Source organism: Flavobacterium sp. CHNK8, assembly GCF_019774515.1.
In the GTDB taxonomy this organism is placed as follows: Bacteria; Bacteroidota; Bacteroidia; order Flavobacteriales; family Flavobacteriaceae; genus Flavobacterium; species Flavobacterium tiangeerense.
In genome coordinates, this window is the sequence record NZ_CP081492.1 from 52,478 (window position 1) to 76,457 (window position 23,980).

At 32.1% G+C, this 23,980-nt stretch carries 22 protein-coding genes; 6 read left to right on the forward strand and 16 right to left on the reverse strand.

Translation table 11 applies throughout. From position 1 onward, the window contains the following. Positions 1–3: 3 nt before the first annotated feature. Together K5V07_RS00240 and K5V07_RS00245 are read right to left on the reverse strand one after the other, a co-directional pair. Positions 4–684: a hypothetical protein gene (locus K5V07_RS00240; RefSeq protein WP_221915894.1), complete on the reverse strand. Its 681-nt coding sequence runs from the start codon at positions 682–684 to the stop codon at positions 4–6. Positions 685–694: 10 nt separating this feature from the next. Next, positions 695–1,036: a PadR family transcriptional regulator gene (locus K5V07_RS00245; protein WP_086453071.1), complete on the reverse strand. Its 342-nt coding sequence runs from the start codon at positions 1,034–1,036 to the stop codon at positions 695–697. Between the two features lie 130 nt (positions 1,037–1,166). On the opposite strand from K5V07_RS00245, the gene K5V07_RS00250 reads away from it, so the two are divergent. Together K5V07_RS00250 and K5V07_RS00255 are read left to right on the forward strand one after the other, a co-directional pair. Then, on the forward strand, positions 1,167–2,219 hold the full coding sequence (locus K5V07_RS00250) for a ferredoxin--NADP reductase (RefSeq protein WP_221915895.1): 1,053 nt from the start codon (positions 1,167–1,169) through the stop codon (positions 2,217–2,219). A 174-nt stretch (positions 2,220–2,393) separates the two neighbouring features. Then, complete coding sequence (locus K5V07_RS00255) at positions 2,394–2,939, forward strand: GNAT family N-acetyltransferase (RefSeq protein WP_221915896.1); 546 nt, start codon at positions 2,394–2,396, stop codon at positions 2,937–2,939. Between the two features lie 404 nt (positions 2,940–3,343). On the opposite strand, the gene K5V07_RS00260 is transcribed toward K5V07_RS00255, so the two are convergent. From K5V07_RS00260 to K5V07_RS00275, 4 genes are all read right to left on the reverse strand, one after another. Then, positions 3,344–4,105, reverse strand: a complete 762-nt coding sequence (locus K5V07_RS00260) for a GLPGLI family protein (protein ID WP_221915897.1) — start codon at positions 4,103–4,105, stop codon at positions 3,344–3,346. Positions 4,106–4,199: 94 nt separating this feature from the next. Beyond that, complete coding sequence (locus K5V07_RS00265) at positions 4,200–6,983, reverse strand: outer membrane beta-barrel protein (protein WP_221915898.1); 2,784 nt, start codon at positions 6,981–6,983, stop codon at positions 4,200–4,202. 339 nt (positions 6,984–7,322) lie between these two features. Further along, positions 7,323–8,327 carry a glycosyltransferase family 9 protein gene (locus K5V07_RS00270; protein ID WP_221915899.1) on the reverse strand — a complete coding sequence of 335 codons (1,005 nt, stop codon included), beginning with the start codon at positions 8,325–8,327 and terminating at the stop codon, positions 7,323–7,325. A 53-nt stretch (positions 8,328–8,380) separates the two neighbouring features. Continuing rightward, positions 8,381–8,986, reverse strand: a complete 606-nt coding sequence (locus K5V07_RS00275; protein WP_221915900.1) for a DUF4254 domain-containing protein — start codon at positions 8,984–8,986, stop codon at positions 8,381–8,383. 86 nt (positions 8,987–9,072) lie between these two features. Between K5V07_RS00275 and upp the strand changes: the two genes are divergently transcribed. After that, complete coding sequence (gene upp / locus K5V07_RS00280; RefSeq protein ID WP_221915901.1) at positions 9,073–9,726, forward strand: uracil phosphoribosyltransferase; 654 nt, start codon at positions 9,073–9,075, stop codon at positions 9,724–9,726. On the opposite strand, the gene K5V07_RS00285 is transcribed toward upp, so the two are convergent. Beyond that, on the reverse strand, positions 9,721–10,650 hold the full coding sequence (locus tag K5V07_RS00285; protein WP_144889943.1) for a DUF6427 family protein: 930 nt from the start codon (positions 10,648–10,650) through the stop codon (positions 9,721–9,723). The genes upp and K5V07_RS00285 overlap by 6 nt on opposite strands. A gap of 143 nt (positions 10,651–10,793) precedes the next feature. Between K5V07_RS00285 and K5V07_RS00290 the strand changes: the two genes are divergently transcribed. Continuing rightward, on the forward strand, positions 10,794–11,024 hold the full coding sequence (locus tag K5V07_RS00290) for a uracil phosphoribosyltransferase (RefSeq protein ID WP_144889941.1): 231 nt from the start codon (positions 10,794–10,796) through the stop codon (positions 11,022–11,024). A gap of 38 nt (positions 11,025–11,062) precedes the next feature. Here K5V07_RS00290 and purD read toward each other — a convergent pair whose 3' ends face one another. Next, positions 11,063–12,337 (reverse strand): phosphoribosylamine--glycine ligase, encoded by a 1,275-nt coding sequence (gene purD, locus K5V07_RS00295; RefSeq protein ID WP_221915902.1) that lies wholly within the window; start codon positions 12,335–12,337, stop codon positions 11,063–11,065. A 134-nt stretch (positions 12,338–12,471) separates the two neighbouring features. Here purD and K5V07_RS00300 point away from each other — a divergent pair, with 134 nt between their 5' ends. Continuing rightward, positions 12,472–13,782 carry a phenylacetate--CoA ligase family protein gene (locus tag K5V07_RS00300; protein WP_221918109.1) on the forward strand — a complete coding sequence of 437 codons (1,311 nt, stop codon included), beginning with the start codon at positions 12,472–12,474 and terminating at the stop codon, positions 13,780–13,782. Here the strand turns inward: K5V07_RS00300 and K5V07_RS00305 are convergent. The 5 genes from K5V07_RS00305 to K5V07_RS00325 all read right to left on the reverse strand — a co-directional run bounded on the left by K5V07_RS00305 (position 13,766) and on the right by K5V07_RS00325 (position 19,368). Further along, the gene (locus K5V07_RS00305; protein ID WP_221915903.1) at positions 13,766–14,548 is read right to left on the reverse strand and encodes a glycosyltransferase family 2 protein; all 783 of its coding nucleotides are present in this window, start codon (positions 14,546–14,548) and stop codon (positions 13,766–13,768) included. The genes K5V07_RS00300 and K5V07_RS00305 overlap by 17 nt on opposite strands. 1 nt (position 14,549) lies before the next feature. Then, positions 14,550–15,902 (reverse strand): exopolysaccharide biosynthesis polyprenyl glycosylphosphotransferase, encoded by a 1,353-nt coding sequence (locus K5V07_RS00310; RefSeq protein ID WP_221915904.1) that lies wholly within the window; start codon positions 15,900–15,902, stop codon positions 14,550–14,552. A gap of 115 nt (positions 15,903–16,017) precedes the next feature. After that, entirely contained in the window at positions 16,018–17,001 is a 984-nt protein-coding gene (locus K5V07_RS00315; RefSeq protein WP_144889931.1) for a UDP-glucuronic acid decarboxylase family protein, read from the reverse strand. Continuing rightward, on the reverse strand, positions 17,001–18,320 hold the full coding sequence (locus K5V07_RS00320; RefSeq protein WP_221915905.1) for an O-antigen ligase: 1,320 nt from the start codon (positions 18,318–18,320) through the stop codon (positions 17,001–17,003). The genes K5V07_RS00315 and K5V07_RS00320 overlap by 1 nt, the downstream gene beginning before the upstream one ends. After that, positions 18,280–19,368 carry a DUF1972 domain-containing protein gene (locus tag K5V07_RS00325; RefSeq protein ID WP_221915906.1) on the reverse strand — a complete coding sequence of 363 codons (1,089 nt, stop codon included), beginning with the start codon at positions 19,366–19,368 and terminating at the stop codon, positions 18,280–18,282. The genes K5V07_RS00320 and K5V07_RS00325 overlap by 41 nt, the downstream gene beginning before the upstream one ends. A gap of 120 nt (positions 19,369–19,488) precedes the next feature. On the opposite strand from K5V07_RS00325, the gene K5V07_RS00330 reads away from it, so the two are divergent. Beyond that, entirely contained in the window at positions 19,489–20,295 is an 807-nt protein-coding gene (locus tag K5V07_RS00330) for a 2OG-Fe(II) oxygenase (protein ID WP_255577385.1), read from the forward strand. Between the two features lie 6 nt (positions 20,296–20,301). Here the strand turns inward: K5V07_RS00330 and K5V07_RS00335 are convergent, their stop codons facing one another. The 3 genes from K5V07_RS00335 to K5V07_RS00345 are packed head-to-tail and all read right to left on the reverse strand — an operon-like array spanning position 20,302 to position 23,943. After that, positions 20,302–21,420 (reverse strand): glycosyltransferase family 1 protein, encoded by a 1,119-nt coding sequence (locus K5V07_RS00335; RefSeq protein ID WP_221915907.1) that lies wholly within the window; start codon positions 21,418–21,420, stop codon positions 20,302–20,304. Beyond that, positions 21,410–22,675 carry a hypothetical protein gene (locus K5V07_RS00340; protein WP_221915908.1) on the reverse strand — a complete coding sequence of 422 codons (1,266 nt, stop codon included), beginning with the start codon at positions 22,673–22,675 and terminating at the stop codon, positions 21,410–21,412. The genes K5V07_RS00335 and K5V07_RS00340 overlap by 11 nt, the downstream gene beginning before the upstream one ends. Further along, complete coding sequence (locus K5V07_RS00345; protein WP_221915909.1) at positions 22,675–23,943, reverse strand: oligosaccharide flippase family protein; 1,269 nt, start codon at positions 23,941–23,943, stop codon at positions 22,675–22,677. Before K5V07_RS00345 ends, K5V07_RS00340 begins: the two co-directional genes overlap by 1 nt. Between the last annotated feature and the right edge of the window lie 37 nt (positions 23,944–23,980).

Here is a 23,980-nt window from a genome sequence, read left to right on the forward strand (position 1 = left end):
AGATTAAACTAATTTCAATTTTTTAACGATTTTAAAATGTTCACTAGCCAACATTAATTGAAAGAAAGAGTATACAAATGGACTACATAATAGTACACAGCCTACTAGATTATGCAAAAAAGAATTACTAGCATCAAAATGCTTTAATGGGTCATTATAAATGTTAAACTGTAAACAAAATAAAAAAACGAGCCAACCTCTGAAAAGAAACAATCTTCCGTACATGGTTTTAATTGTAGACCTCCAAATCAAGAACATACTTATACTGGTACATACTATCAATATGGTGTAAGTTACTTGTAAAGCCAAACTAATAGCTTTAAAGGTTTCTTTTTGAAATGTATTTGAAACTATAAAAGCTAGTAGAGACCCGAAAACAAGAACTGAAAAAAATATATTTAAAGCCTGTCCTTTAGAATATGTGACTAATCTGTCAACTACAAATCGAGGTGCTTTAAAAAATGCTCCTAGCCAATTACTACTAGATGAAATTTCTAGTGCACTTTTCCATTTCTCAAAAACTGATTTACAGACACTGTCAAATGAAATTTCTTCCTGACTCATTATTTCTTCAATTTCTGATGCTATGTGGTCAATTATTTCTAGCTTCACATCTTGATAAACAAGACCGTTTAAAACTAAAGTTTCTTCTATTTGGGCTATTTGTTCGGTGGTTAATTTCATCTTGAAAAAATTAAAATTCTAAACTAGGCTTAGGGTTCACTAAACTCTGCATGTTTCTGATGAAATCTTCGAGTTCTGAGAGTCGGTTTACGGTTTCCTTCTCGCCTGCTTCGGTTAGTTTGTAATACTTTCGCATGCGGTTGTCAACTTTTTCAATTTCAACATCCAGAATTCCCTCAGCCTCAAGCTTGTGTAAGGCGGGATACAAAGCGCCTTCGGTAATATTGAGTTCACCCGCAGTAATAGCTTTTACTTTCTGAGTGATTTCATAGCCGTACATCTTGCCATTTTCTTCCAGCAATTTCATGATAATCGTATTCAGACTTCCTTTGTACAATTGTGAGTTTTTCATTTTCATTTTCTTTTGGAAAAACAAATATACATAAGATTCTTATACATAACAGTTCTAGGTATATAAATTTTTCAAAATCTTTAATTTAAGAAACCTATTGACTTTAGTATCTTTGTAAAAAAATAAACAGATGTCATCCTTTTTAAAACTTATCATAAAAGAAGTAAAACGCGAAACTCAAGATGCGGTTTCTATACTTTTTAATGTACCAGAAGAACTAAAAGCAAACTATGCTTTTGTTGCTGGTCAATATTTAAACTTAAAACTAACCCTTGACGGTCAAGAAATTCGCAGAGCCTACTCTATTTGTTCTTCGCCTGATAGTGATGAACTTCGAATCGCTGTTAAAGCCGTTCCTAATGGTTTGTTTTCGCAATTTGCCAACACCAAACTCCAAGCGGGCGACGTTCTTGAAGTAGGAACTCCGGAAGGAAAATTTACTTTTGAACCTCAGGCTGATCGCCAACGCAACTACGCAGCTTTTGCGGCAGGAAGTGGAATTACACCCGTGATGTCGATCTTAAAATCGGTTTTACACAACGAACCTAACAGCACTTTTGTTTTGGTTTATGGCAACAAATCACCTGAAGACACTATTTTTCACCAAGAATTACACGATTTGCAATTGCAATACGTAGGACGACTGTTTGTACATTATGTGTACAGTCAAGTTCAGGTAGAGCCTTCTTTATTTGGCCGAATTGACAAATCAACAGTGAATTTTGTTTTAAACACAAAACACAAAGAACTTGATTTTGATAAATTTTATTTGTGTGGTCCTGAAGAAATGATCAATACCGTTTCTGGAGTTTTAAAAGAGCACAACGTAAAGGAATCAAATATTAAATTTGAATTGTTTGCTTCTTCAACCAAAGAAAATAAGATAGAAAAATCATTGGGCGGTCATTCAAAAATTACCGTTTTGGTAGATGATGAGGAAACAACCTTTGAAATGTCACAAAAACAAACCGTTCTAGATGCCGCTTTAAAACAAGGAATTGATGCTCCATATTCTTGCCAAGGCGGAATTTGTAGCAGCTGTCTGGCTCGTGTTACCTCTGGAACTGCTGAGATGTCTAAGAATTCTATCCTTACTGATAAAGAAATTGCCGATGGTTTGATACTTACCTGTCAAGCGCATCCTACCTCTGAGACTCTTTATGTAGATTATGATGATGTTTAAAACAGTCTATACGATAACAAGAACTTCTCTGAAAAGGGAAGTTTTTTTGTTTTAGGGAGTTGAGATTTTTAGTATATTAGTAGACTTAATAGTCTATTACAAGTAATTCTTCTTTAAATCCTATAAGGTAGGTCAGACATTATATTTATTTACCTTATCATCTTGCATTAAAACATGAAAATTAAAAAAATTGAAATTGAACAACTGACAACTAAAAATTTAATACTTAAACCATTTACAATTCCATTTTGTCAAAATATTTTAAATAATGATTTTAGTGATTTAGAAAAATGGAACTATCAAAAAGGGAAAAGTTGGCCAGACATGGATGTTTTAGATACTTTGCCTAGAATTATTAATAATTTAACCAAGTTAGGCTATCCAACAGGTTTTGAGTCTTGGATAATAATCAAGAAAGACACAAAGGAAATAATTGGAGATTTAGGATTTAAAGGATTTAACGATAAAAAAGAAAATATTGATATTGGATATGGCATAATCAAGGAAGAAAGACGAAAAGGTTTTGCAGAAGAAGCCGTAAGAGAGCTAATAAAATGGGCTTTCTCCAACGAAAAAATAAAAGAAATTACAGCAAATTGTTTAACAGAAAATATTAGTTCAATAAATCTTCTACATAAATTTAATTTCACCAAGATACGTGTTGAAAATGAGATGATCTATTGGAATCTAATCAACAAAAATTATAAAAAAACAAGCTAATAAATCTCACCGAAAGTTTTACCTAATTAGATTTGAGTACTATAATTTTAAGTTGTTTTATTTTATAAAATCAAATGATCGATAGAATTTAATATATCCTTTTCATAAGTTGTTACAAACTTGAAAAAATAAACGAACTGATGAAATTATTCAGCTTAGTTCATTGATAAATACTTTAAAAAAACCTAAATTTTCTTAGTGGTTCCAATGAACATTATCAACTGTTAATACTATTAATCACTTTGAAATAGTTCGTAAAAGCTATTCACAACTTGATACTTTTTTATTTCAAATACTATACCAGTAAATTTTAAAGTGTTGTCAAGGTAAAAAATGATTTTAGAGTTGATCGTGTTCTAAAACTCAATATTTTAAAATCCAATATTTAATCTACAGTCAAAACATTACAAGAAAGCATTCCACAAAAACAGGTTTTTTTGACGCTTATTTTCTTCCTTATCTTCCCCATACGTATACCAATCTTTTGTTTTTTCTTCGATCAAGGTTTTTAATCCTATTAAATCGTAGGTTTTTTTAGCTGTAATGGACTTGATCGCGGCGCTATCATTGCTTTTTAAATCTACCTTAGTTGCAATGTAAGAGGTGTATAATCTAGGAATTGATAGACCTAAAATAAGTCCTGGCAATCCGTTTATAGAACATGGACCTCCAGAAATGGTGATATCATTTGTATAAAATGCAAAAACATATACATCATCCATTATTTTACCAACTGCTTTTCTACAATTATAGCCAGCAATTTCTCTGTGTTCATTAGTAATCTTCCACTGAATGTTTGGAATACTATCTACAACTACAAAATTGGTTCCTACAATTTGCTTTTGCATGTTCATTTTTCGAGCTGTAAAATCAAAATACCAACTATTCTCCTCGTCTGCGTCTTTTTCGTGTTTCGGGATTCTAGTTTTGGGACTCCAACGGTCGAATTTAAAAATACTTTTATTGTCCTCAAAAGTATAGGTGAAATAGGATATTTTTAAGTCAGACATGTTTTCTTTCATTTGCTCATCCCAACTGTCATTACTCATTGTTTTTTTCAGATTGGTGCTTACTTCATATTCAACTACAGCCTTATCTACAAATTGCTGAGCAAATAATCCTGTAGTGCAAACAAAAGCTACGAGATAAAATAGGATTGATTTCATAGGATTGGATTTTATACTTTTTGATGTTTTCATTTTAGTTATAATGCTTAAAAACGTTATTCAACGCATGATTCTACTTAACAAACGGATTTGTCTATTTTTTTTCTAGGCCATTTTTGTTTTTAAAATTCCATGTAAAACCAATCATAGCATAACGGCGAAGTCTATCATTACGCTCCTCACCTATTGTATTTTCATAGACAAATCTATTAATGCCTATGTTTTGATTCAAAATATCTCGTACCATCACATAAGCGGTAAATTCATCATTTTTGAATGTTCTTTGCAACCTAGCATTCCATAATTGGTTGGTAAGATTGGTTTGAAAATCTACTGTTTTTTGACGAGAATATAAATTGTAATCGGTTGATATTTTCCATTTTTCTCTAAAGTAAACCGCAACATCTAATCCTAAATTATTGGTGTTAAAAGATTTCACATCATTGTTTTGAGAGGTAGCATTTCGACTATTTGAAAAACTATTGTTCAAAGAAATATCATATTTTTTCTCTTTAGATTTATTCAAATAGATAGAGAATGACGAATTCAAAGTATTCGAATTATTGATTTTGTTATTGATACTATTTACAGATCTATTGAAATTAGCAGATGGACTTAGATTGACACTCAAATCGATTTTTTTGATCTTAAATCCATATCCCATATAGAAATTTCCTGAAAAATTTCCGTTTGTGTTGATTGGTGTGGTGATGGTCTTAGCACTTTCAGGATCAATATCTCTATTGAAAGAAATCAAATTTGAAGTCGTTCTAAAAGAAACACTTTGATACCAATTAGTTTCGGTCAAAATATCGTAACTATTATTAGACACATTTATGCTATTTGTAAACGATTGTTTCAAATCTGGATTTCCTACTATTTGGTTAAAGAAATCCTGATTGTTACGCAATGGTTGTAATTGGTCAATTGTAGGCTGTCTTGTAGCTCCCTGGTACGTCACACGCAAATTACTGTTGCTTTTATATTTATACGAAAAATTAGCCGATGGAAAAAAATTAGTAAAACTGCGTTTGTATTCTTTATTCAAAGTTAAATCTTGTAAATTAAAGGAAGTAAAGCCAAAACCACTACCAAAACTGTAATTGATTTTTTTGGCATTGTAATTTAATTTTATAACCGGTTTATGGGTTGTAATATTTTGTTCAAACTGATTCGAAAGTGACTCTACTACTACATCATATTTGCCAGTAATGTCAGAGAAGTCGTAGGTAATAAAATTGCTATCGCCGCTGTTATTTGCAATTTGATAAGATAATTGCAATGCGAATTTTTTCCCTAAAGGTTCTGTATACGTAGTGTTTACTGTAAGATTCTGCGTGTTTTTTTCACCTATTTTGTTTTGGTCCACTTCATTACTAAAAGCAAAAACACCACCTTCATAACTTTCATTCGCCGATTTCAAAAAATTATTGGCATTGGTATTAAGAGTATTCCAATTGGTATTTACAGACAATGTCCTGCGGGCTTTAGCAAATTTATGCTTGAATAAAGCGCCAGCTGAAAGCGCTACTTTCTCAGATTTAGTAGTAAACAAACGCTCTTGATTGTTTCGTATCAAGCCGTCGCTACCGGTTGTATTACCAGTTGTGAACTCATCACTTTCTGTATTATAAAAATTAGTTTTTGCAGTAATTTTTAAGGTATTTACGGAGTCAATTTTTACATCATAAACCGCGTTTAATTTAAAGTTATCTCTGTTAACATGGCTTACGGTTGATCTATTCTCGTTCAATTGTGTGTCGCCTACTTGAGTCTGTGTACTTCTAGAATTATTGTTTTGGTAGCTTTGTCTGTTGTATTTTGGTGATAAATTCAAACTGTGTTTTTCACCCCATTTGTTACTGTATTGTAAACCTGCATTGGTATTCTTTATAAATCCATTTTGAGTATCTACATAAGGTTCTTGATCTGTATCGCCACCAGTCCATTCATAGTTTACGTTTCCATCATCATCCATACTCATGCTTACATTACCTGATCCACCTCCAAATTTGTCACTATCCTGCCAGTCCAATCCATCTTGGCCTGTATTTCCATTTAATAAAAACGCAGAGAGCTTTCTTTTTCCTTTGAAACTACTCACCATAACATTGCTATTGTATCTGGAATCTGCATCGGTAAAGGGTTGGTTCGAACCATCTATTTTACCAAAATAACCTTTCTTCTTGTCCTCTTTCAGTCGCAGGTTGATTGTTTTTTTAGTGTCACCATCGTCTATTCCTGTGAACTCTGCTTGATCGCTTTTTTTATTAAAAACTTGTACCTCTTTGATCGCATCCGCACGTAAATTTTTAACAGCCATTCCTGGATCATCTCCAAAAAATTCTTCGCCATCTACCAATACTTTTTCAACGGTTTCTCCCATGGCTTTAATCGTACCGTTTTTGTCAACTTGTATTCCTGGTAATTTTTTTAGTAATTCCTCCACATTTGCGTTGGCATCCACTTTAAAATCACTAGCTCTATAACTAGTGGTATCTCCTTTAATCTTGATAGAACCCGTTTTAATGACCACTTCACGGAGCAACTCCATTTTACTCATTAAGTTGATGTTACCCATGTACATGTCTTTATCAGTAATGGTAATATCCTCTAAATAATCTGCATATTGATTGTGAGCAGTCATCATAATATACTTTCCTGGCTTTATATTTTGTAGTAAGAACTTACCGTCTTTGTTGGATCGTGTAAATTGAAATAGGACAGAGTCTACCGGAGTTAATAAAGCTACAACTGAATTGTGAATTGGAGTTTTTTCATTACCATCCATTATCACTCCAGAAAGTTTGGTTTTTTGAGAAAATGCTGAAAAGCAGAAATAAAAGAAAATTACAAGGGTTACAATAATTTTTGGCATAAAGAGTATCTGATTTTGTGAATGGAACGATTCAAAATTCTTCTAAAAAGTTTGATTATCGAATGAATATTTTCTTCTAACCAAAACAGATTGAAACAAATTGAATTTTTCAAAATCAAAAATAGTATTATTCTTACTGCAAAAATAATGCGTTTTTGTTATTTTAATGTTAAATTTATTCTTACATAAAAGTCTATGAGCCTAAAACTACAATTGTAATTCAGAAAGCACTTCTAAAGATTGTAATCATGTTTAGGAAACAGTCTTGTTAAAACGAAAACTCATCTGAAAAGGGCAATTTTTGATGGGTGTTTTGCTTTAAAATTCTAAATGGTTATCCTAAATACCATTAATTTTTAAAACAATAGTTTCCGGCAAAATCGTACGCATGGCATTTTCATAACCCAATACTTTTTTGTTTCCATAAACCGAAGTTGGTAATTTAGGAAACAAATTTCTGTCAGAGACCAAAGCATTCTCTAAAGGTTGGTTAAACGGTGAGAATCCCGCATACGGATGCGTTGCGCCCCAAAGTGTAATGACTTTTACACCAAGCATAGCCGCAATATGCGCATTTCCGGAGTCCATAGAAAGCATTACATCCAGATTACTGATGAGTTGTAATTCCTGCTGAAACTTAATTTTTCCTGCAACTACAATCACATTTTCTTTGTTATCAGCCAGTGAATTTAAGAGTTCTATTTCGATTTTTCCTCCGCCAAAAAGTAAAATGGTTTGGGTTGTATCCAATGCTAATTGATCAATTACTTCACCCATTAAATCCAACGGATATACTTTAGAATCGTACTGTGCAAAAGGCGCTATTCCAATCAGTTTCTGATTTTTTTTTCCAATTAATTCGAGTATTTCAGGACTCAAAACTGCTTTTTCAGGAAACTCAGGTTGGAAAAGATCAACGGTAAAACCAAGTTTTTCAAAAACTTTTACGTGTCTTTCAAACATCGTAGGCAGTTGTTGGAATACTTTATTTTCGGGTTGGGTCAATGCTTTTTTTGCTGCTCTTCCTTTATCTACTGAGGCTGTTTTTTTTCCGATCAAGGCAAAAAGATTTCGGATAATTTTAGAACGCAAAACGTTGTGTAAGTCGGCAAAAGCATCAATTTGTAAACCTTTCAAATCTTGGAACAAACGCAACAATCCAAGAAATCCTTTATGTCTCTCTTTTTCATCAAAAGCAAAAAAAGAAAGATTAGGAATTCCTTCAAAAAAAGGTTCGAAAAAAGGTCGGGAAATAACCGTGATTTTAATTTGTGGATAATGCTTTACGAAAGCTCGTAAAACAGGAACCGTCATGGCGACATCTCCCATTGCAGAGAGTCTCATGACGGCTATATTATGGATTTTTTTTGACAATTAATTAATGTTCAAAATATCTTTTACTTCTTGTTTTGGTACAAAACAGGATTCAATTCATCATCATTGTACATTTTCATTTGTTTGTACACTTTCATGAATTTATCACCATTTTCAATATCCGTAAGTAAATCATCAATTGCAATTGACAAATCTGTTCTTTGTTCTAATAGCACATTCAATTTCGTCTGACATTTATCTCTGTGGTCTTGTGAAGCCTCGTCACGAGTAGCTTCTTCTTGCATGTGGTAAATTTTTAAAGCTAAGATAGACAAACGGTCAAACGCCCAAGCAGGACTTTCTGAATTGATTTTTGCATGATCTTTTACCAACACATGACTGTATTTTTGAAGAAAATAACTGTCAATATATTCCACCATATCCGTACGCTCTTGATTAGAAGCATCAATTCTTCTTTTCAATGTTAAGGCAGCAACTGGATCAATATTTGGATCACGAATAATATCCTCAAAATGCCATTGAACGGTGTCAATCCAGTTTTTGTGATACAATAAATGTTCAAATTTATCCTTTGGGAAAGGATTGTTTATAGGTTGATCAACATTATCAAACTGGTGATAATCCTTGATGCTTTGCTCGAATACGGAGTAGGCTAATTTTGAAAACATATCTTTATATATTAAAACACAAAGATACTTTTTATACTTTTATACCATAAAAAATAAGTACTAAGTTTAATTCGAAAAAAACAACCATGCAAATTCATTATTTATCAGAGGAAAACAGTGTCCTTAATCACTTTTTAGGGCAAATTCGAAATGTTACTGTACACAACGACAGCATGCGTTTCCGAAGAAATATTGAACGTATTGGTGAAATAATGGCATACGAATTAAGTAAAAATTTAGAGTATACTAATATTGAAATCCAAACACCTCTAGGAATAAAAAAAACTACTGAAATAGCAGATCAACTCGTATTATGTTCAGTACTGAGGGCGGGTTTGCCTTTGCATTTAGGTTTTTTAAATTACTTTGATCAAGCCGAAAACGGTTTTGTATCAGCTTACCGGCACCACCCAAACAATGATGAAGCATTTGATATTTTGGTTCAATACCAAGCCATTACTGACCTCAACGGAAAAAATTTGATTCTTGTTGATCCTATGCTTGCTACAGGACAATCACTGGTAGCTGTTTTCAATAAATTAATGGAAAATAGTACACCAAAAGAAATTCATATTGCTGTGGTTATTGCAGCTCCAGAGGGGATTGCTTACCTGCAAGAACAGTTGCCTGATACTTGCCACTTATGGGTTGCCTCACTCGATGAAAAACTCAATGAAAAGAGCTATATCGTTCCTGGACTAGGAGATGCAGGTGATTTAGCCTATGGGATTAAATTATAATTGTGTAAAAAAAGCAAACATACTGCAGGCAATCATCACATAAACTACAATTTCTTGTTTTAATTTTTCTTGTGGTATCTCAATATGACTGGTTGCCATAATGGCTAAGGGTGCAAAAGTAAAAAGGAGTAAATCATTACTTTTATGATCTGAAATTACATAAATAACAACGCCTAAAAAGAAAGAAGCTACTACTTTTTTATAAGAAGTATGAAGTATTTGAGGTCTACTGGACAAACTAGCAAACATAGAGATTATAAAAAACAAAGCAATAGTTGCATAAATAGACATTGCCCCGTTTTGATAATTGTTTGTGAAATAATCTAATGCAAAATTTACACTGATACTGTTTTTAATGTAAGCCAAACTATCAATTTGGAACACCGTTGTAAACAACAAGAAAATGATTCCGGTAACAAAAAAAGCAATAAAAGGTAAAATCCAGTTTCTATAGTCTCTGGCTACGTGAAAAATGATAGAAATAAAAACCAATACTATAAAAAGGATACTCCAAAAATGAAATAAAGTAGCAAGGAAAATCCACAACGAAGCATCAAATATTTTCTCCTTGGATGCTTTTAAAGAATGCAATGAAATTAATCTCCTAAGGGCTAAAAGCAGAAAAAAATTTGCAATAATGAGATTAATATTGTCAAAAATACTTGGGAAAAATAACAAGAACAACAAAAAGAAAAATGTAGTGAAAGTGCTGTCTTTACTCAAGCCATTTCTTTTGGCAATAAAATCAGTTAAAAACACCGAAGCAACTATAAAACAAAAAGATACCCCTTTTTTAAACATTAAAAAATAAGATGTCATCCAGGAAGTTTCTTGGAATTGTACTACTAAAAAGAAAACCAGCATAAAAATTACAACCAATGAAAAATTTAATGGTGTAGATTTTCTAAAAACACTTGTTATCATAAGGATATTTTATACTTTTGTGTTTGTAAATATAATACTTGTTTAAAAAGTAAACCCTGCTTGTTAATAAAGATTATTTTATTTTAAAAAACATTCGTTAGTATCGTGTTTACAAAACAATTACTTAAATCAATTTATATATTATGAAAGCATTTTTCGAAGGAATACAATACTTATTTGTAGACATTTTATTTGCTCCTCTAGATTTTTTACGTTCTTTAGAGCTTAGCTCATGGTTTGTTGCTAACACTATCAACTGGATTTTCATGATTATTTGTGCATCTGCAATGGTATATTGGATCAAACAATTGCAAATCTTTAATGATGCAGGAACAGAAAATCAAGATACTACGGCTCACTCTTTTTTAAAATAAGAACCCTCAACCCCTAGTGGGATTGAGAGCTCTTTTTGTTATTTAAGATCATTTCCAATGTCTTTTCTAAAAAACATCTTATCAAAATGTAGCTTGTCTATGTTTTGGTAAGATTTTTTTATGGCCTCTTGAAAATCATTCCCGTACGATGTAATGGCTAGCACTCTACCCCCATTTGAAACAACAGCTCCTTGGTCTAGCTTAGTTCCAGCATGAAATACAATTGAATCTTGAACGTTTTCTAGTCCCGTAATTACTTTTCCTTTTTCAAAATCTTCTGGATAACCTCCAGATACCAGCATCACCGTAGTGGCACTTCTTGGATCAATTTCTAAGTTGATTTCGTCCAGTTTTTCATTGGCTACAGCCAAAAATAATTCAACCAAATCAGTTTTTAATCTTGGGATTACTACTTCAGTCTCTGGATCTCCCATTCTTACATTGTATTCAATAACAATAGGTTCATTATTAACATTGATCAACCCTATGAAAACAAAACCTTTGTAGGCTATTCCATCTTTTTGAAAACCATCAATTGTAGGTTTTACAATGCGTGTTTCTATTTTTTCCATTAAAACGGCATCTACATAAGGAACTGGAGAAACAGCTCCCATACCGCCTGTATTAAGTCCTGTATCGCCTTCGCCAATGCGCTTGTAATCCTTAGCAGTTGGCAAGATTTTATAACTTTTTCCGTCTGTGAGTACAAAACAGCTCAATTCTATTCCGTCCAGAAATTCTTCGATAACTACTTTCGAACTGGCTACACCAAATTTTTGATGTACGAGCATGTTTCTTAATTCTTCTTTGGCTTCAGCCAAATCCTGAATGATCAAAACTCCTTTACCAGCGGCCAAACCGTCTGCTTTTAACACATACGGAGGGTGCAATGTTTCTAAGAATTCACATCCTTGTTCTACGGTTTCGGCTGTAAAACTATCATAAGCAGCCGTTGGAATGTTATGTTTGATTAAAAATTCCTTTGCAAATTCCTTACTCCCTTCTAGCTGAGCGCCTATTTTTGAAGGACCAATAACAGGAATATGACGTAAAGCTGGATCATTTAAAAAGAAATCATAAATCCCTTTTACCAAAGGATCCTCAGGACCTACAACCACCATGCCTACATTCTCTTGAATGGCAAATGTTTTTATAGCTTCAAAATCTGTTGGACTCATAGCAAGATTGGTTGCAATGGCAGCAGTTCCTGCATTTCCAGGAGCTACAAAAAGTTTTTCGCATAATGGGCTTTGAACCATTTTCCAAGCAAATGCGTGCTCTCTTCCGCCAGAACCGAGTAGTAAAATTGTCATGTGTGTTGTTTTTAGTTGTCGTGCAAAAATAATTGGTTTTGAACTCAAAAAACAATTAAATAGTAAAAACTTCCCCAAAGCGACTAATAAGTAAGACATAAATACTATTTTTGATTACACAATACTCCTTAAGAATGTTTCGATTATTTGATATAGCACTGCAATGGAACGGATTTCCCATTCGTAAAGCAAAGCAGGAATTACTAAAAATAATTGCACATACACCGCAAGAACATGAGCAATTTATTGAGAGAAAGAAACGAGAAATTGTTCTGTATCATTTAGAAAACAATCCGTTTTACAGTAAACTTGTAGGTACAAAAAATTATAAAAACTGGGATGATTTACCCATTTTGAGCAAACAAAATTTACAAAAACCACTTCAAGAAAGACTTTCTAGGGGTTATACTTTAAAAAACTGCTATACAAACAAAACGTCTGGCTCTAGCGGTACTCCATTTATATTTGCAAAAGACAATTATTCTCATGCTTTGACTTGGGCTTCAAACATGTACCGATTTGGTTGGTACGGCATTGATTTTAATACTTCATACCAAGCCCGGTTTTATGGCATCCCGATGGATTTTATTGGAAATAAAAAAGAACGGTTCAAAGATTTCTTGAGTCATCGATACCGGTTTTCTGTATTTGATTTGTCAGATGTTGTTTTAGAAACGATTTTGAAAACCTTTAGCCAAAAAAAATTTGATTACATCAATGGGTATACCAGCGCTATTGTTTTGTTTGCTAAATTTTTACAGCACAAAAATATTGTATTAACCAGTGTTTGTCCTAGTTTAAAGGTATGTATGGTTACCTCTGAAATGCTTTTTGATGACGATAAAATTTTATTAGAAAAACAACTTGGAGTTCCTATTGTCAATGAATACGGTGCCTCTGAGCTAGACCTGATTGCGTTTCAAAATCCTGAAGGGCTTTGGCAAATAAACTCTGAAACCTTGTTTGTTGAAATTTTAGACGAAAATAATAAAGCAGTTCCTTATGGTCAAGCTGGCCGTGTTGTCATTACCTCTTTGTACAATAAAGCGCATCCGTTTATACGGTATGATATTGGTGATATTGGCATTTTGGATGAAAAAAGCACCTTACAAAAGCCCATTTTACAACAATTAATTGGGCGCTCCAATGATGTGGTTATTTTACCTAGCGGAAAAAAATCAGCAGGACTTACATTTTATTACGTGACTAAAAGTATCATTGAAGATGATGGAAATGTAAAAGAATTTACCATAAAACAAACTAAATTAGATTGTTTTGAAATTGATTATGTAAGTGAAAAAGAACTCGTTTCCAATCAAATTAAAAAAATTGAAGCTGCAATTTCTTTATATCTAGAGCCTAATTTGAGCATTACATTTATCCGCAAAAATATTTTAGATAGAACCAATAGAGGTAAACTAAAACAGTTTAAGTCTCTGCTATAAGTTTTTTTGTGTAGCGCGGCTTGACCAAAAGTTGCGTAAACAGGAAAACTAACATGCACAATAATGCCCGTATTATGTTGTATCCATGAAAAGAACGATATACTGCAAAATTATGTTTTATCAAATCGAATTTAGAGGCCGAAATAGAGTTGTCCCTTACTCTATAAAACGCTAAACTTTCTGGTACGGGCCGTATCATTTTTATAGGTTTAAGAATGGTAAGCCACATCATCCAGTCTTGTCTTTTTCTAGATTGAGCAATAGGGATTTTTCCGTAGAAAGAAACATCATAAATCCCAGTGAGATTGCCTATATAATTGCAAAAAAAAAGTTGCCTATACGTAAGTCTTTTTGGTGCCTCTACGCGTTTATCTAACAATGTTCCTGCTTCATTCATACATTCGTAAAAAGAAAAAGTAAATGGTAATTTATGCTGCTGCATGAATTGCAATTGTAGTTCTAGCTTATTGGGTTTCCATTTATCATCAGCATCCAAGAAAGCAATGTAATCTCCAGTGGCTTTTGATAAAGCTGTATTTCTAGCAATACCTGTTCCTGAGTTTGTAGAAAGTTTAAAAATACGTATTCGGCTGTCTTGATTTGCAATTACTGTAGCAATAGATACAGTGCTATCACTTGAACAATCATCAACTAGAATCAATTCCCAATTTGTGTGTGTTTGTTGCTGTACTGACAAAATAGCTTCAAGAATGTACTTCTCTGAATTGTAGCAGGGCATTAGGATAGATACTAAATTGTTTTTCATATCAATATGCTTTTTTATCGCCCCGAATCGTATTGTAAATGGTCAAAAAAATGATTTTAATATCTAATAAAATAGACCAATTTTCCATGTAAAAGATATCATATTTTACTCTGTTGATAATGTCCTTATCGGTCTCAACTTCTCCTCTAAAACCTTTTGTTTGAGCGAGTCCAGTAATACCTGGTTTTATAAAATGACGTACCATAAATTTATCTACAGTAAGTGCATATTTCTGGGTGTGACTTACCATGTGTGGTCTAGGACCTACTACTGACATTTCGCCCAGTAAAACATTAAAAAATTGTGGTAATTCGTCAATACTAGTCTTTCTTATAAAACGACCTACCCTAGTAACTCTAATATCGTTTTTTGATACTTGATTCAAGTGGGCTTCCTCATTAAGCTCCATAGATCTAAACTTATAACAAAAAAATTCTTTGTAATTCAATCCATTTCTTTTTTGAATAAAAAACAACGGCCCTTTTGACTCCAATTTAATGAATATAGCCAATATGGGTGTCAACCATGAGAGCACTCCTGCAATTATGATTAATGAAAAAACAATATCAAAAACACGCTTAATTACCTTGTTCAAAGTATCATCAAGTAGAATGTTACGCAATGATATTACAGGAATATAATTGTAATATTCAAATGTGAAATTCCGCGAAAGAATTTGTTTTTCGCTGGGAATAAACTTTAATGTCTTCAAATTATTATCGGCAAAAAAAACAATTTCATTAATTTGGTTTTGGTTTAAATCACTCATAGAACAATACAATTCATCTATTTGATGTTCTATTACATATTCAAAACTCTCTTTAAGGGTTCGGGATTTATTTTTTTCAAGTTCAAAAACACGCTCAAGTTTGTACCCATAATCTGGGTTCTCTGTAAAAAAATGTTGCAAAGGCTCAGTGCTTTTTGCATTGCCCATCAAAATTACTTTTCTAAAGTTTCCACCATACAATAGCCTATACTTTTTTAGAAAATAATAAATAGCCAGCTTGACAATTAAAATGATAAATAGAGACAGTAGAGTAAAATACCCAATGCTTTCAAAACTAGAATTATAGGAGTCGTAAAAGGCTAAGGCAAGACAAAAAAGAGAAAATACAACTCCTTGTTTTAAGGCACAATTTAATATAGAAATCACTTTAGTATACCTGTAAACCTCATAAAAACCCAAACTGGCAGCAATAATAAACCAACTTATACTTATGATAACAAAATAAAAAGGTGTCTTTACAGGAAAATCAGTCATATACCATAGTAAGACATTGATTATCAATAAATCAATGGCAAATGAAAAGGGACGAATGTAGCCCGAATATCTTCCTGTTTTTGTTTTCAATAGGATACAAATTAAAATAGCATGTAAGCAACCTCAAGCCGTTGCGAATCTTATAAAAAGAAATTGTTCTAAAATTTTTATTTCATTTAGTTACAAAATAAAAGAGTAGAATAAACTAAAAAATATATTTAGAAAAATCCTTGTGCTCTTCTTTGGATAATTCTTCCTTAGATAAGGATTTAAAATACTCGTAGGTGATTTTCATTCCTTCGGCACGGCCTACTTTAGCTTCCCAACCAAGCAGTTCTTTGGCTTTTGTGGTGTCTGGTTGGCGCTGCAACGGGTCATTTATTGGTAACGGATGGTAGACTACTTTTTGACTGGTACCTGTGAGTTTAATGATTTCTTCGGCAAAATCTTTAATGGTAATTTCATCTGGGTTTCCAATATTTACAGGCAAAACATAATCCGAATGCAACAATCTAAAAATACCTTCTACCTGATCATCAACGTAGCAAAAAGAACGGGTTTGCATACCATCCCCAAAAATGGTTAAATCTTCACCACGTATGGCCTGACCAATAAAAGCTGGAATAACACGACCATCATTGAGCCTCATTCTTGGTCCGTAGGTATTGAAAATTCTAACTATTCTGGTTTCTACGCCATGAAAAGTATGATACGCCATAGTTATGGATTCTTGAAAGCGTTTTGCTTCGTCATACACTCCTCTAGGTCCTATGGTATTTACGTTGCCATAATATTCTTCTGTTTGTGGGTGTACCAATGGATCTCCATACACTTCAGAAGTAGATGCAATAAGAATTCTTGCTTTTTTGACTCTTGCTAAACCCAATAAATTATGGGTGCCAAGGGAACCTACTTTCAAGGTTTGTATAGGGATTTTTAAATAATCAATAGGACTTGCAGGCGATGCAAAGTGTAAAATATAGTCTAAATTTCCAGGGACATGAACAAACTTGGTGATGTCATGATGGTAAAATTCAAACTGCTCCAATTTGAAAAGATGCTCAATGTTTTTTAAATCTCCCGTAATGAGATTATCCATCCCAATAACATGGTAGCCTTCTTTGATAAAACGGTCACAAAGATGTGATCCTAAAAATCCTGCGGCTCCAGTGATAAGTATTCTTTTCATTACAATAAGTTCTGTTCTTTATTATGATTTACTTTGTTTAACAAACAGTACAATACAATAAAGAAAATTATACCTCTTTGTCTACTCAAAAAGGATTCGGTCAAAAATAACACTATCATTGTTACCGAAAAAGCGATATGCACAAAATCTTTGTTTCTAATTCCGTTTCTAATGGAAATAAACAACATACAAACCAGAATTAAAAAACCAAAAAAACCAAGTTCAGAAAAAATTTGTACATATTCATTATGAAAATTATATACACCATAACTGTGGTGCAAATGATGTTCTTTGACTTTATTTTGAATTTTAGTTTGAGCTGCATCTAATCCGAATCCAGTGAAAAAGATGCTCTCATCTTGAAGCATTTCTAAAAAAATCCTCGTTTGATAAACTCGAAAAGCAGCCCCAGGAAAAAAATCATTCTCCTGAAACGTATCTTGGCTCCAAGCCTGTTTTAAACTAATGCTGTAGATTGAATTTTGATTTTCATCAGATCCTTCTTTTAAAGAACTATCAACCAGTATGGTTTGTAACTCAATCATAAACCGGTCTCTTATTGGTTTTATTGATGCTATACAGGTTGTTGTAATAAAAACAATGGCTACAAGTATTGCAGTTTTTATTTTTCTAGAAAATCCAGAAAAAAAGAAAAGATACACCATGACCAAAATAAAATCACAAACTATAATATTCTTTGATGACAATAAAAACACAAATACAACTAGTGTTACTAATGCTAATTGATCAAAAATTGTTTTGTTTTTTTGGACCAAAAAATAGAACATCCCAAATGAGGCAAACCCCGAAACATATATTGCATTAAGGCTAACAGTAACCAATTCATGATAAAAAAACACGCTAAAATCTCCTGAACTGCTAAATTTAAGGACTGCTTTTGCTAAACAAAAAATGGCAAAAAACACCATTGAGAAACTGTAAATTTTAAAAACCCGATGCTTTACTTCTTGATTTAAATGGGGTAAAAAGCAAAAAGCAATGGGAATTAATAAAACCAATATTTCCTTTTGTAATCCGGCCTTTGTAGCGTGAACGTCAATGGTCCATAGTAAGGAAAGCACCATTAACACATAAAGGAATATAGGAAGTATTTCAACTTTTGAAATTGAAAAATTAGCATTTTTAGCCTTAGAAAAACAAACCAGTAAAAAAGTAATACAAGTCATACTCCCGATGTTGTGTTTCAACGGAAGCGTCATGAGCATTGCAGCTAAAAGATAAACCAATAGTGTTTGATTTTGCCACAATTCTTCAATTTTATGAAAGACTTTTTTTGAATAAGGTAAGGTAGGATTCATTTATTTTATTCCAATTAAATTCCTGAATTATGGTATCAAAGTTATCTTGAACAATTTGATTATGGTGACTCTTATGAACTGTTTCTCTTAGTTTTTGAACCTCTTTAGCATTCGAAAAATAAAAGGCATTGTCTTTTAAAATGGCTTGATTAAATTCATTCCTATGAGCTGAAATTAATGCTTTAGCAGCCATTGCCTCTAGCAAAGACGGATTAGTACCACCTACAGAATGACCATGAAAATAAAGCGATGAAAAAAACCTAAGATTATCTAAATGTTCCTTGTTATAGACGCCACCTATAAATCGAATTTTAGGATTGTTTTTAAACTTTTGTTTTAAATAATTACCAAAACTATTGTTGCTATTACCCACAACAACTATCGGTCTATCATTTTTTGAAGCGGCTACTCCATCCAGAATCATTTCTAAATTATTTTCGGGTTCAAACCGAGCTATAAGTAAGTCATAAGTATACTTCTCTAAGTTATAAGGTAAGAGTAACTCCTCATTTGAATTCCAAAATGGTGCTGCTCCATACGCTATGTACGTAGACTCTTTGTTGTACTTTTCTTTAAGATATTTTTGTATTCCAATAGAATCTGCTATTAAAAAATCACTACTTTTTACAGCTCTTTTCTCGGCAAATTGTAAAAATCTTTGAATTTTTGCAGAATATTTAGTTCTCTTCCACTCCATTCCATCCATGTTGGTGATGATCATAGATTTTTTGGGTAACAGAAAAGACCAAATGGAGTTGCTAGTGTATCCTAATTGCAAAATAATATCGAATTTTCTTGATCTAGAATCTATGATACAATTCAAGTCATAAATAAACTGCCCTGCCGTACCTATTTTATGTTCTGGATTGTACTTATGGATGATATGCACACCTTGAAACATTTTTTCTTTAAAAACATGATCATGAGTATTGTAAACATAAACCTCATGATTTTGCTTGGCAAGGTAAACTGAAAAAATCTCGGCAAATTGCTCAAAACCACCATAATTATTAGGAATTCCTCTAGTCCCGAGAATTGCAATTTTCATTTCATTATTTTTAATCAAGTTCCAAAAATAATGATTTTAAAAGTTTAAAAGTCTCAAATACTGGAATTGATAGCGAAAATTAATTCTAATCTAATTAAATACGCTCATTAATAGCTATTTTTGTTTACAAATACATCACCTCAGCAATTTATGATCAATTTTGAATACCTAGAACATAATTTAAACCCACTACGTTTAACGTATGTAACCGCTAAACCGTTTCCACACTTAATCATTGATCAATTTTGTGATGAGGAAAAACTAATCAAAGCATATAATAGCATTCCAGAACTGCATAATAAAAGTAGGGATTATGCCTTTGCAAATAATAAATTTGAAAAATCAAATTATAAAATACTTGGACCAGAATTACTGGAACTGTACGAAGACTTTTCCTCTGAAAGGTTCAATAAAATATTATCCTATATCACATCAAAATCGATTTTTGTAGACCCAAAAAATCATGGAGGAGGCTTGCATCAAGGAAAGAAAAACAGCTTTCTCGATATGCACTTAGACTTTAATTACCATCCCATTCAAAACAACTGGTACCGTGAGTTAAACCTCTTATTATACCTCAACAAAGACTGGAAAAAGGAATATAAAGGTGAGTTAAAAATAAAAGATCTTAGAACTGGAGAAGAAGCCGAACTGGATGTTCCGTTTAATCGTTTTATTATTCAACAATGTGCACCATACACGCTGCATGGATATGATTTAACAAATTTTCCTGAAGGCCATTTTAGAACCTCAATTGCAACATATGCATACCAAAATCATATCTGCCAAATTGAAAAAATTCGCACTACCGATTGGTTCCCAAAGGAAGATGCATCATTTTTAAAGAAACAATTTGCTAAAAATTATAACCTTTTAGTGAAAACAAAAAACAAAATCTTTGGCAGTGGTACTGCAAAAAATCAATAAACTAAATTACTTTGTAGTTTCTTTTAAAAGTTGGTAAACCACCTTTGCTGATTTTTCCCAATTAAAAATTTCTTGTATTGAATTGGCCATTTTTTCAAACTCTGCTGTTGTGTTATTTTCAAGAATATACAGCAATTTGTGGTTGAACTCGGTTTGATTATTTGGGTCAAAATAAAATTCGTTAAAAAAGCTAAAATCAGACATGGCCGTTTTATTAGAACAAATTGTAGGGATTTTTGCTGCAACTGATTCTAACGGAGGAATACCAAACCCCTCAGCAAATGAAGGATAAACAGCTGCACTTGCTCCTCTTAGTAACAACAACATCGTTTGAAAATCAGTGTTGTTTACAGTTGTTATTTGATTTTTTATCTCAGGTGCTAATCCATCAAATATTTCTTGATACTCAGGATTAGAAATACTTTCATTACCTAAAAAAAGAAGTTGGTGTTTTTTATACAATTCCAAGTCAACAAAAGCTTTCAAAACCATTTGATGATTTTTCCTGGGTTCCCAGCGACTTACATAAATTATATAATCGTTCAAGGAATATTCATTTGCAACTCGAGCTTTGACTTGCTCCTTAATATAGGTTTCAAAAAAAGCACCGTCAACTGCATTTGGAGTTAATACATAATCAGAAAATCCTAAATGCTGCTCTAATTTTTGTCTGGAATATTCAGAAACCGTGAGTCTAATATCTGCCCATTTAGCGCTTTGTTGGTATAAAATGTTATTGATAAATCGACTAAAAAACGAAAAATATTTTGGGAAATCAACAAATAATACATCATGTGTTGTCACGATATATTTGCATCTTTTTACGGGCGAAACAGTGTATTGAAAATGCGCAAAGTCAATTTTGTTTTTTTTGATAATATTAGGAATATCAACAAGAAGCCTTAAAAATTTATTATGATACTGGTATTTTACATACGTCACGTTAGGGTGATCTCCAAAAATAATTTGTAAGGATTTTGGATAATTGGAACCCAAATACAAATGAAGATCTTCATACTGCATCAAAGCCGTGTAAAGACCTTGAATATAGGTTCTAGTACCTTGAAAACCGCTATCAAAAACATGACAGTCAACAAAGATGTTGGTTGTGTTTTTAATATTCATTTAAACTGCTTTTTTGACTTTTATACTCTCTTAACATGACCTCTCTTAGGGCAATTAAAAATCCTATTATTATTGATTTGTTGTCTAATTTTAAATACAAACCTAAAAAAACCCAATTAGATACAATTAAAAAAACACTAGAACCCAATAATAAATAATTAATGGCTTGTAAGGCCTCAAGATTAGATTTCTTTTGTCTGTATAAATGAATCAAGAAAACTAGCAGCAAAATAACTCCTAACAGCCCTGATTTTAGAAAAATAGTCATGTAACCGTTATGAACAATAGGAATGTATTGAACGTACTCATTGTCATTTGTCAATATTTTTCGACCAATATTTAATGTTGACCCCAACCCTTCCCCAAAAAGTACAGCTCGAGGTCCGTTATTTGAAACTTGTTTTACAGTTATAATATTTTCAAATGAGCGGTAATTATCATTGAAATCTTTCCAGTCATCCTTATTAATTCGTGTTTTAAATGCCTCTTCGGGAGCAATTTTTATTTTGTACAAAAACGCTTGAATCCCCTTTCCTTCTCGTTTTGGATTGCTATAGACAATGGCTGTATAGCCTATAATTGTAACTAAAAGTACCGATAAAATCACTTTTAATGATCTGTGGCTGTATACTAAATATCCTTTTAGACCCACGTATAAAATAATAAATTGAATCAGATTAGTTCGCGCCAAATACAAAAAACTAGACAAACCTATAATGAGTAATAAAACCGTTCTTTGTTTTTTTGAAATTTCAATTTTGAAGTTTTTATAAAAAATAAGTATAATTAAAACATAGATTTCATAATCACTAAAATAGCCACCTTGCTGCCTCAAGAAATTAACACTTAACGTTCTAAATTGGATTATGGTGAAAAATAAGGTAACCAAATGTAGTATTGAAATGGCTAGGCCTGTATAAATTAAAACCTTTAAGGCTAACTTACTGCTAAACCTACAAAGCTGATAGCCCACTAATAATCCTAAAATGGGTTTTACCAGGTATGTAAAGTCTCTTATAAATAAAAAAAGAGTCGTTTTACTAAATAAAGTAGAGACCGTTGCAACTAAAAGTATAGCCAAGAAGATAGCGCAATATTTTAGTATAGTAACTGAATATTTTCTTTTTATGGTGATCAATAAAGTGAAAAACCATACCACAAAAGTAAGCTCATAGTTTGCAAACAACGAAACTACTATACAGAATAAGAATAAAATCTGGTAGGGGAAACTTTTATAAATTGTAAAGTTCATCATTATTTTTCCAATCTAATTAATGGTTTCAAAACAATACAATATAGAACAATCACTACTAATTCAATAAAAATTATAGCTAAAAATGCACCCTCAAGACCCACATTTTTAATAAATATAAAAAAAACAAGCAGGCTAAAAATAGAAGAGCCAATGGTAATGTTGATATATTCTTTGTTTTTATTTAAAGCAAAAAGCAATTGTTTTAAGGCAATAGAAATTGCCATAAACAAAGGTATGATAAGACCTATTTTAAAAAAAATGTTCATTGCATCTAGCTCATTAGAACGTATATTAAAAAACAACAAAATAGGCTTAGTACACACAAATGCAACAATTACTAACAGTACCACTACCGTATAATTAAGCCCATAATACTGCAACCAATGTGTAATGCCTTTTTTCAGATTTTTATGTATTTGCAAACAAACATCAGCATAAATAAAATTAAAGAACATCTGTAAGTAAGTCCTAAAAATCATTACAATTTGGTCTATAATTCTATACTGTCCTGCCATTGCATTTCCTCCCAGATAGCTAATAATCATAATGGGAAGATATTGATAAAAAGACAAAAACAACTGGGATATTGTTAATGAAAAATCTTGTTTCAATAACTCTATAGCATCTTTACAAACCGAAGAATAAAACCGTAAATGGTATTTTTTTATCAAATAAAATAATCCAATGACGCTTGAAACAATCAATCCAACTCCCAAGTAAGCATTAGCATAGATGTAATCCTCCTTTTTATTGATAAAAGAAAAAACAGCCACAACATAAATTAATTTGGATATAATATTTATACATGAAATCCATTTATAATTTTCTAATCCTTGAAAAACCCAAGTAGGATTGATTACTTGTCCCAATACATACAATAAACTTAAAAAGAAAACTGCTTGTTCCTGCTTAAAAAAAGGAACAAACCAAATCAATAGAAAGGAAAAAAGTAGTAAAATAGCAAGTAAAAATAATTTCATTACATAGATAGAAACAATTTTTTGATTGATACTTTCAACTTGGTTTCTACCTATCGCAATAGCTTTGGTACCATTGATATAAGAGCCATAATCCACTATTACGTTACATATTAAAGCAAATGAAAAGCCTACACCTATTTTACCTAATCCTTCTTTTTCACAAATCGTTATTAGATAAGGCATAACCACAAGCGGACTAATCAAATTGACAATTTGACCAATTCCATAAATAGTACCATTTTTAATTCTACTATTCTTAAATACCTGTAGACCTATTGATTTAAACAAAATGATGTGATTAATTACAAATATAACATAAGCAGTG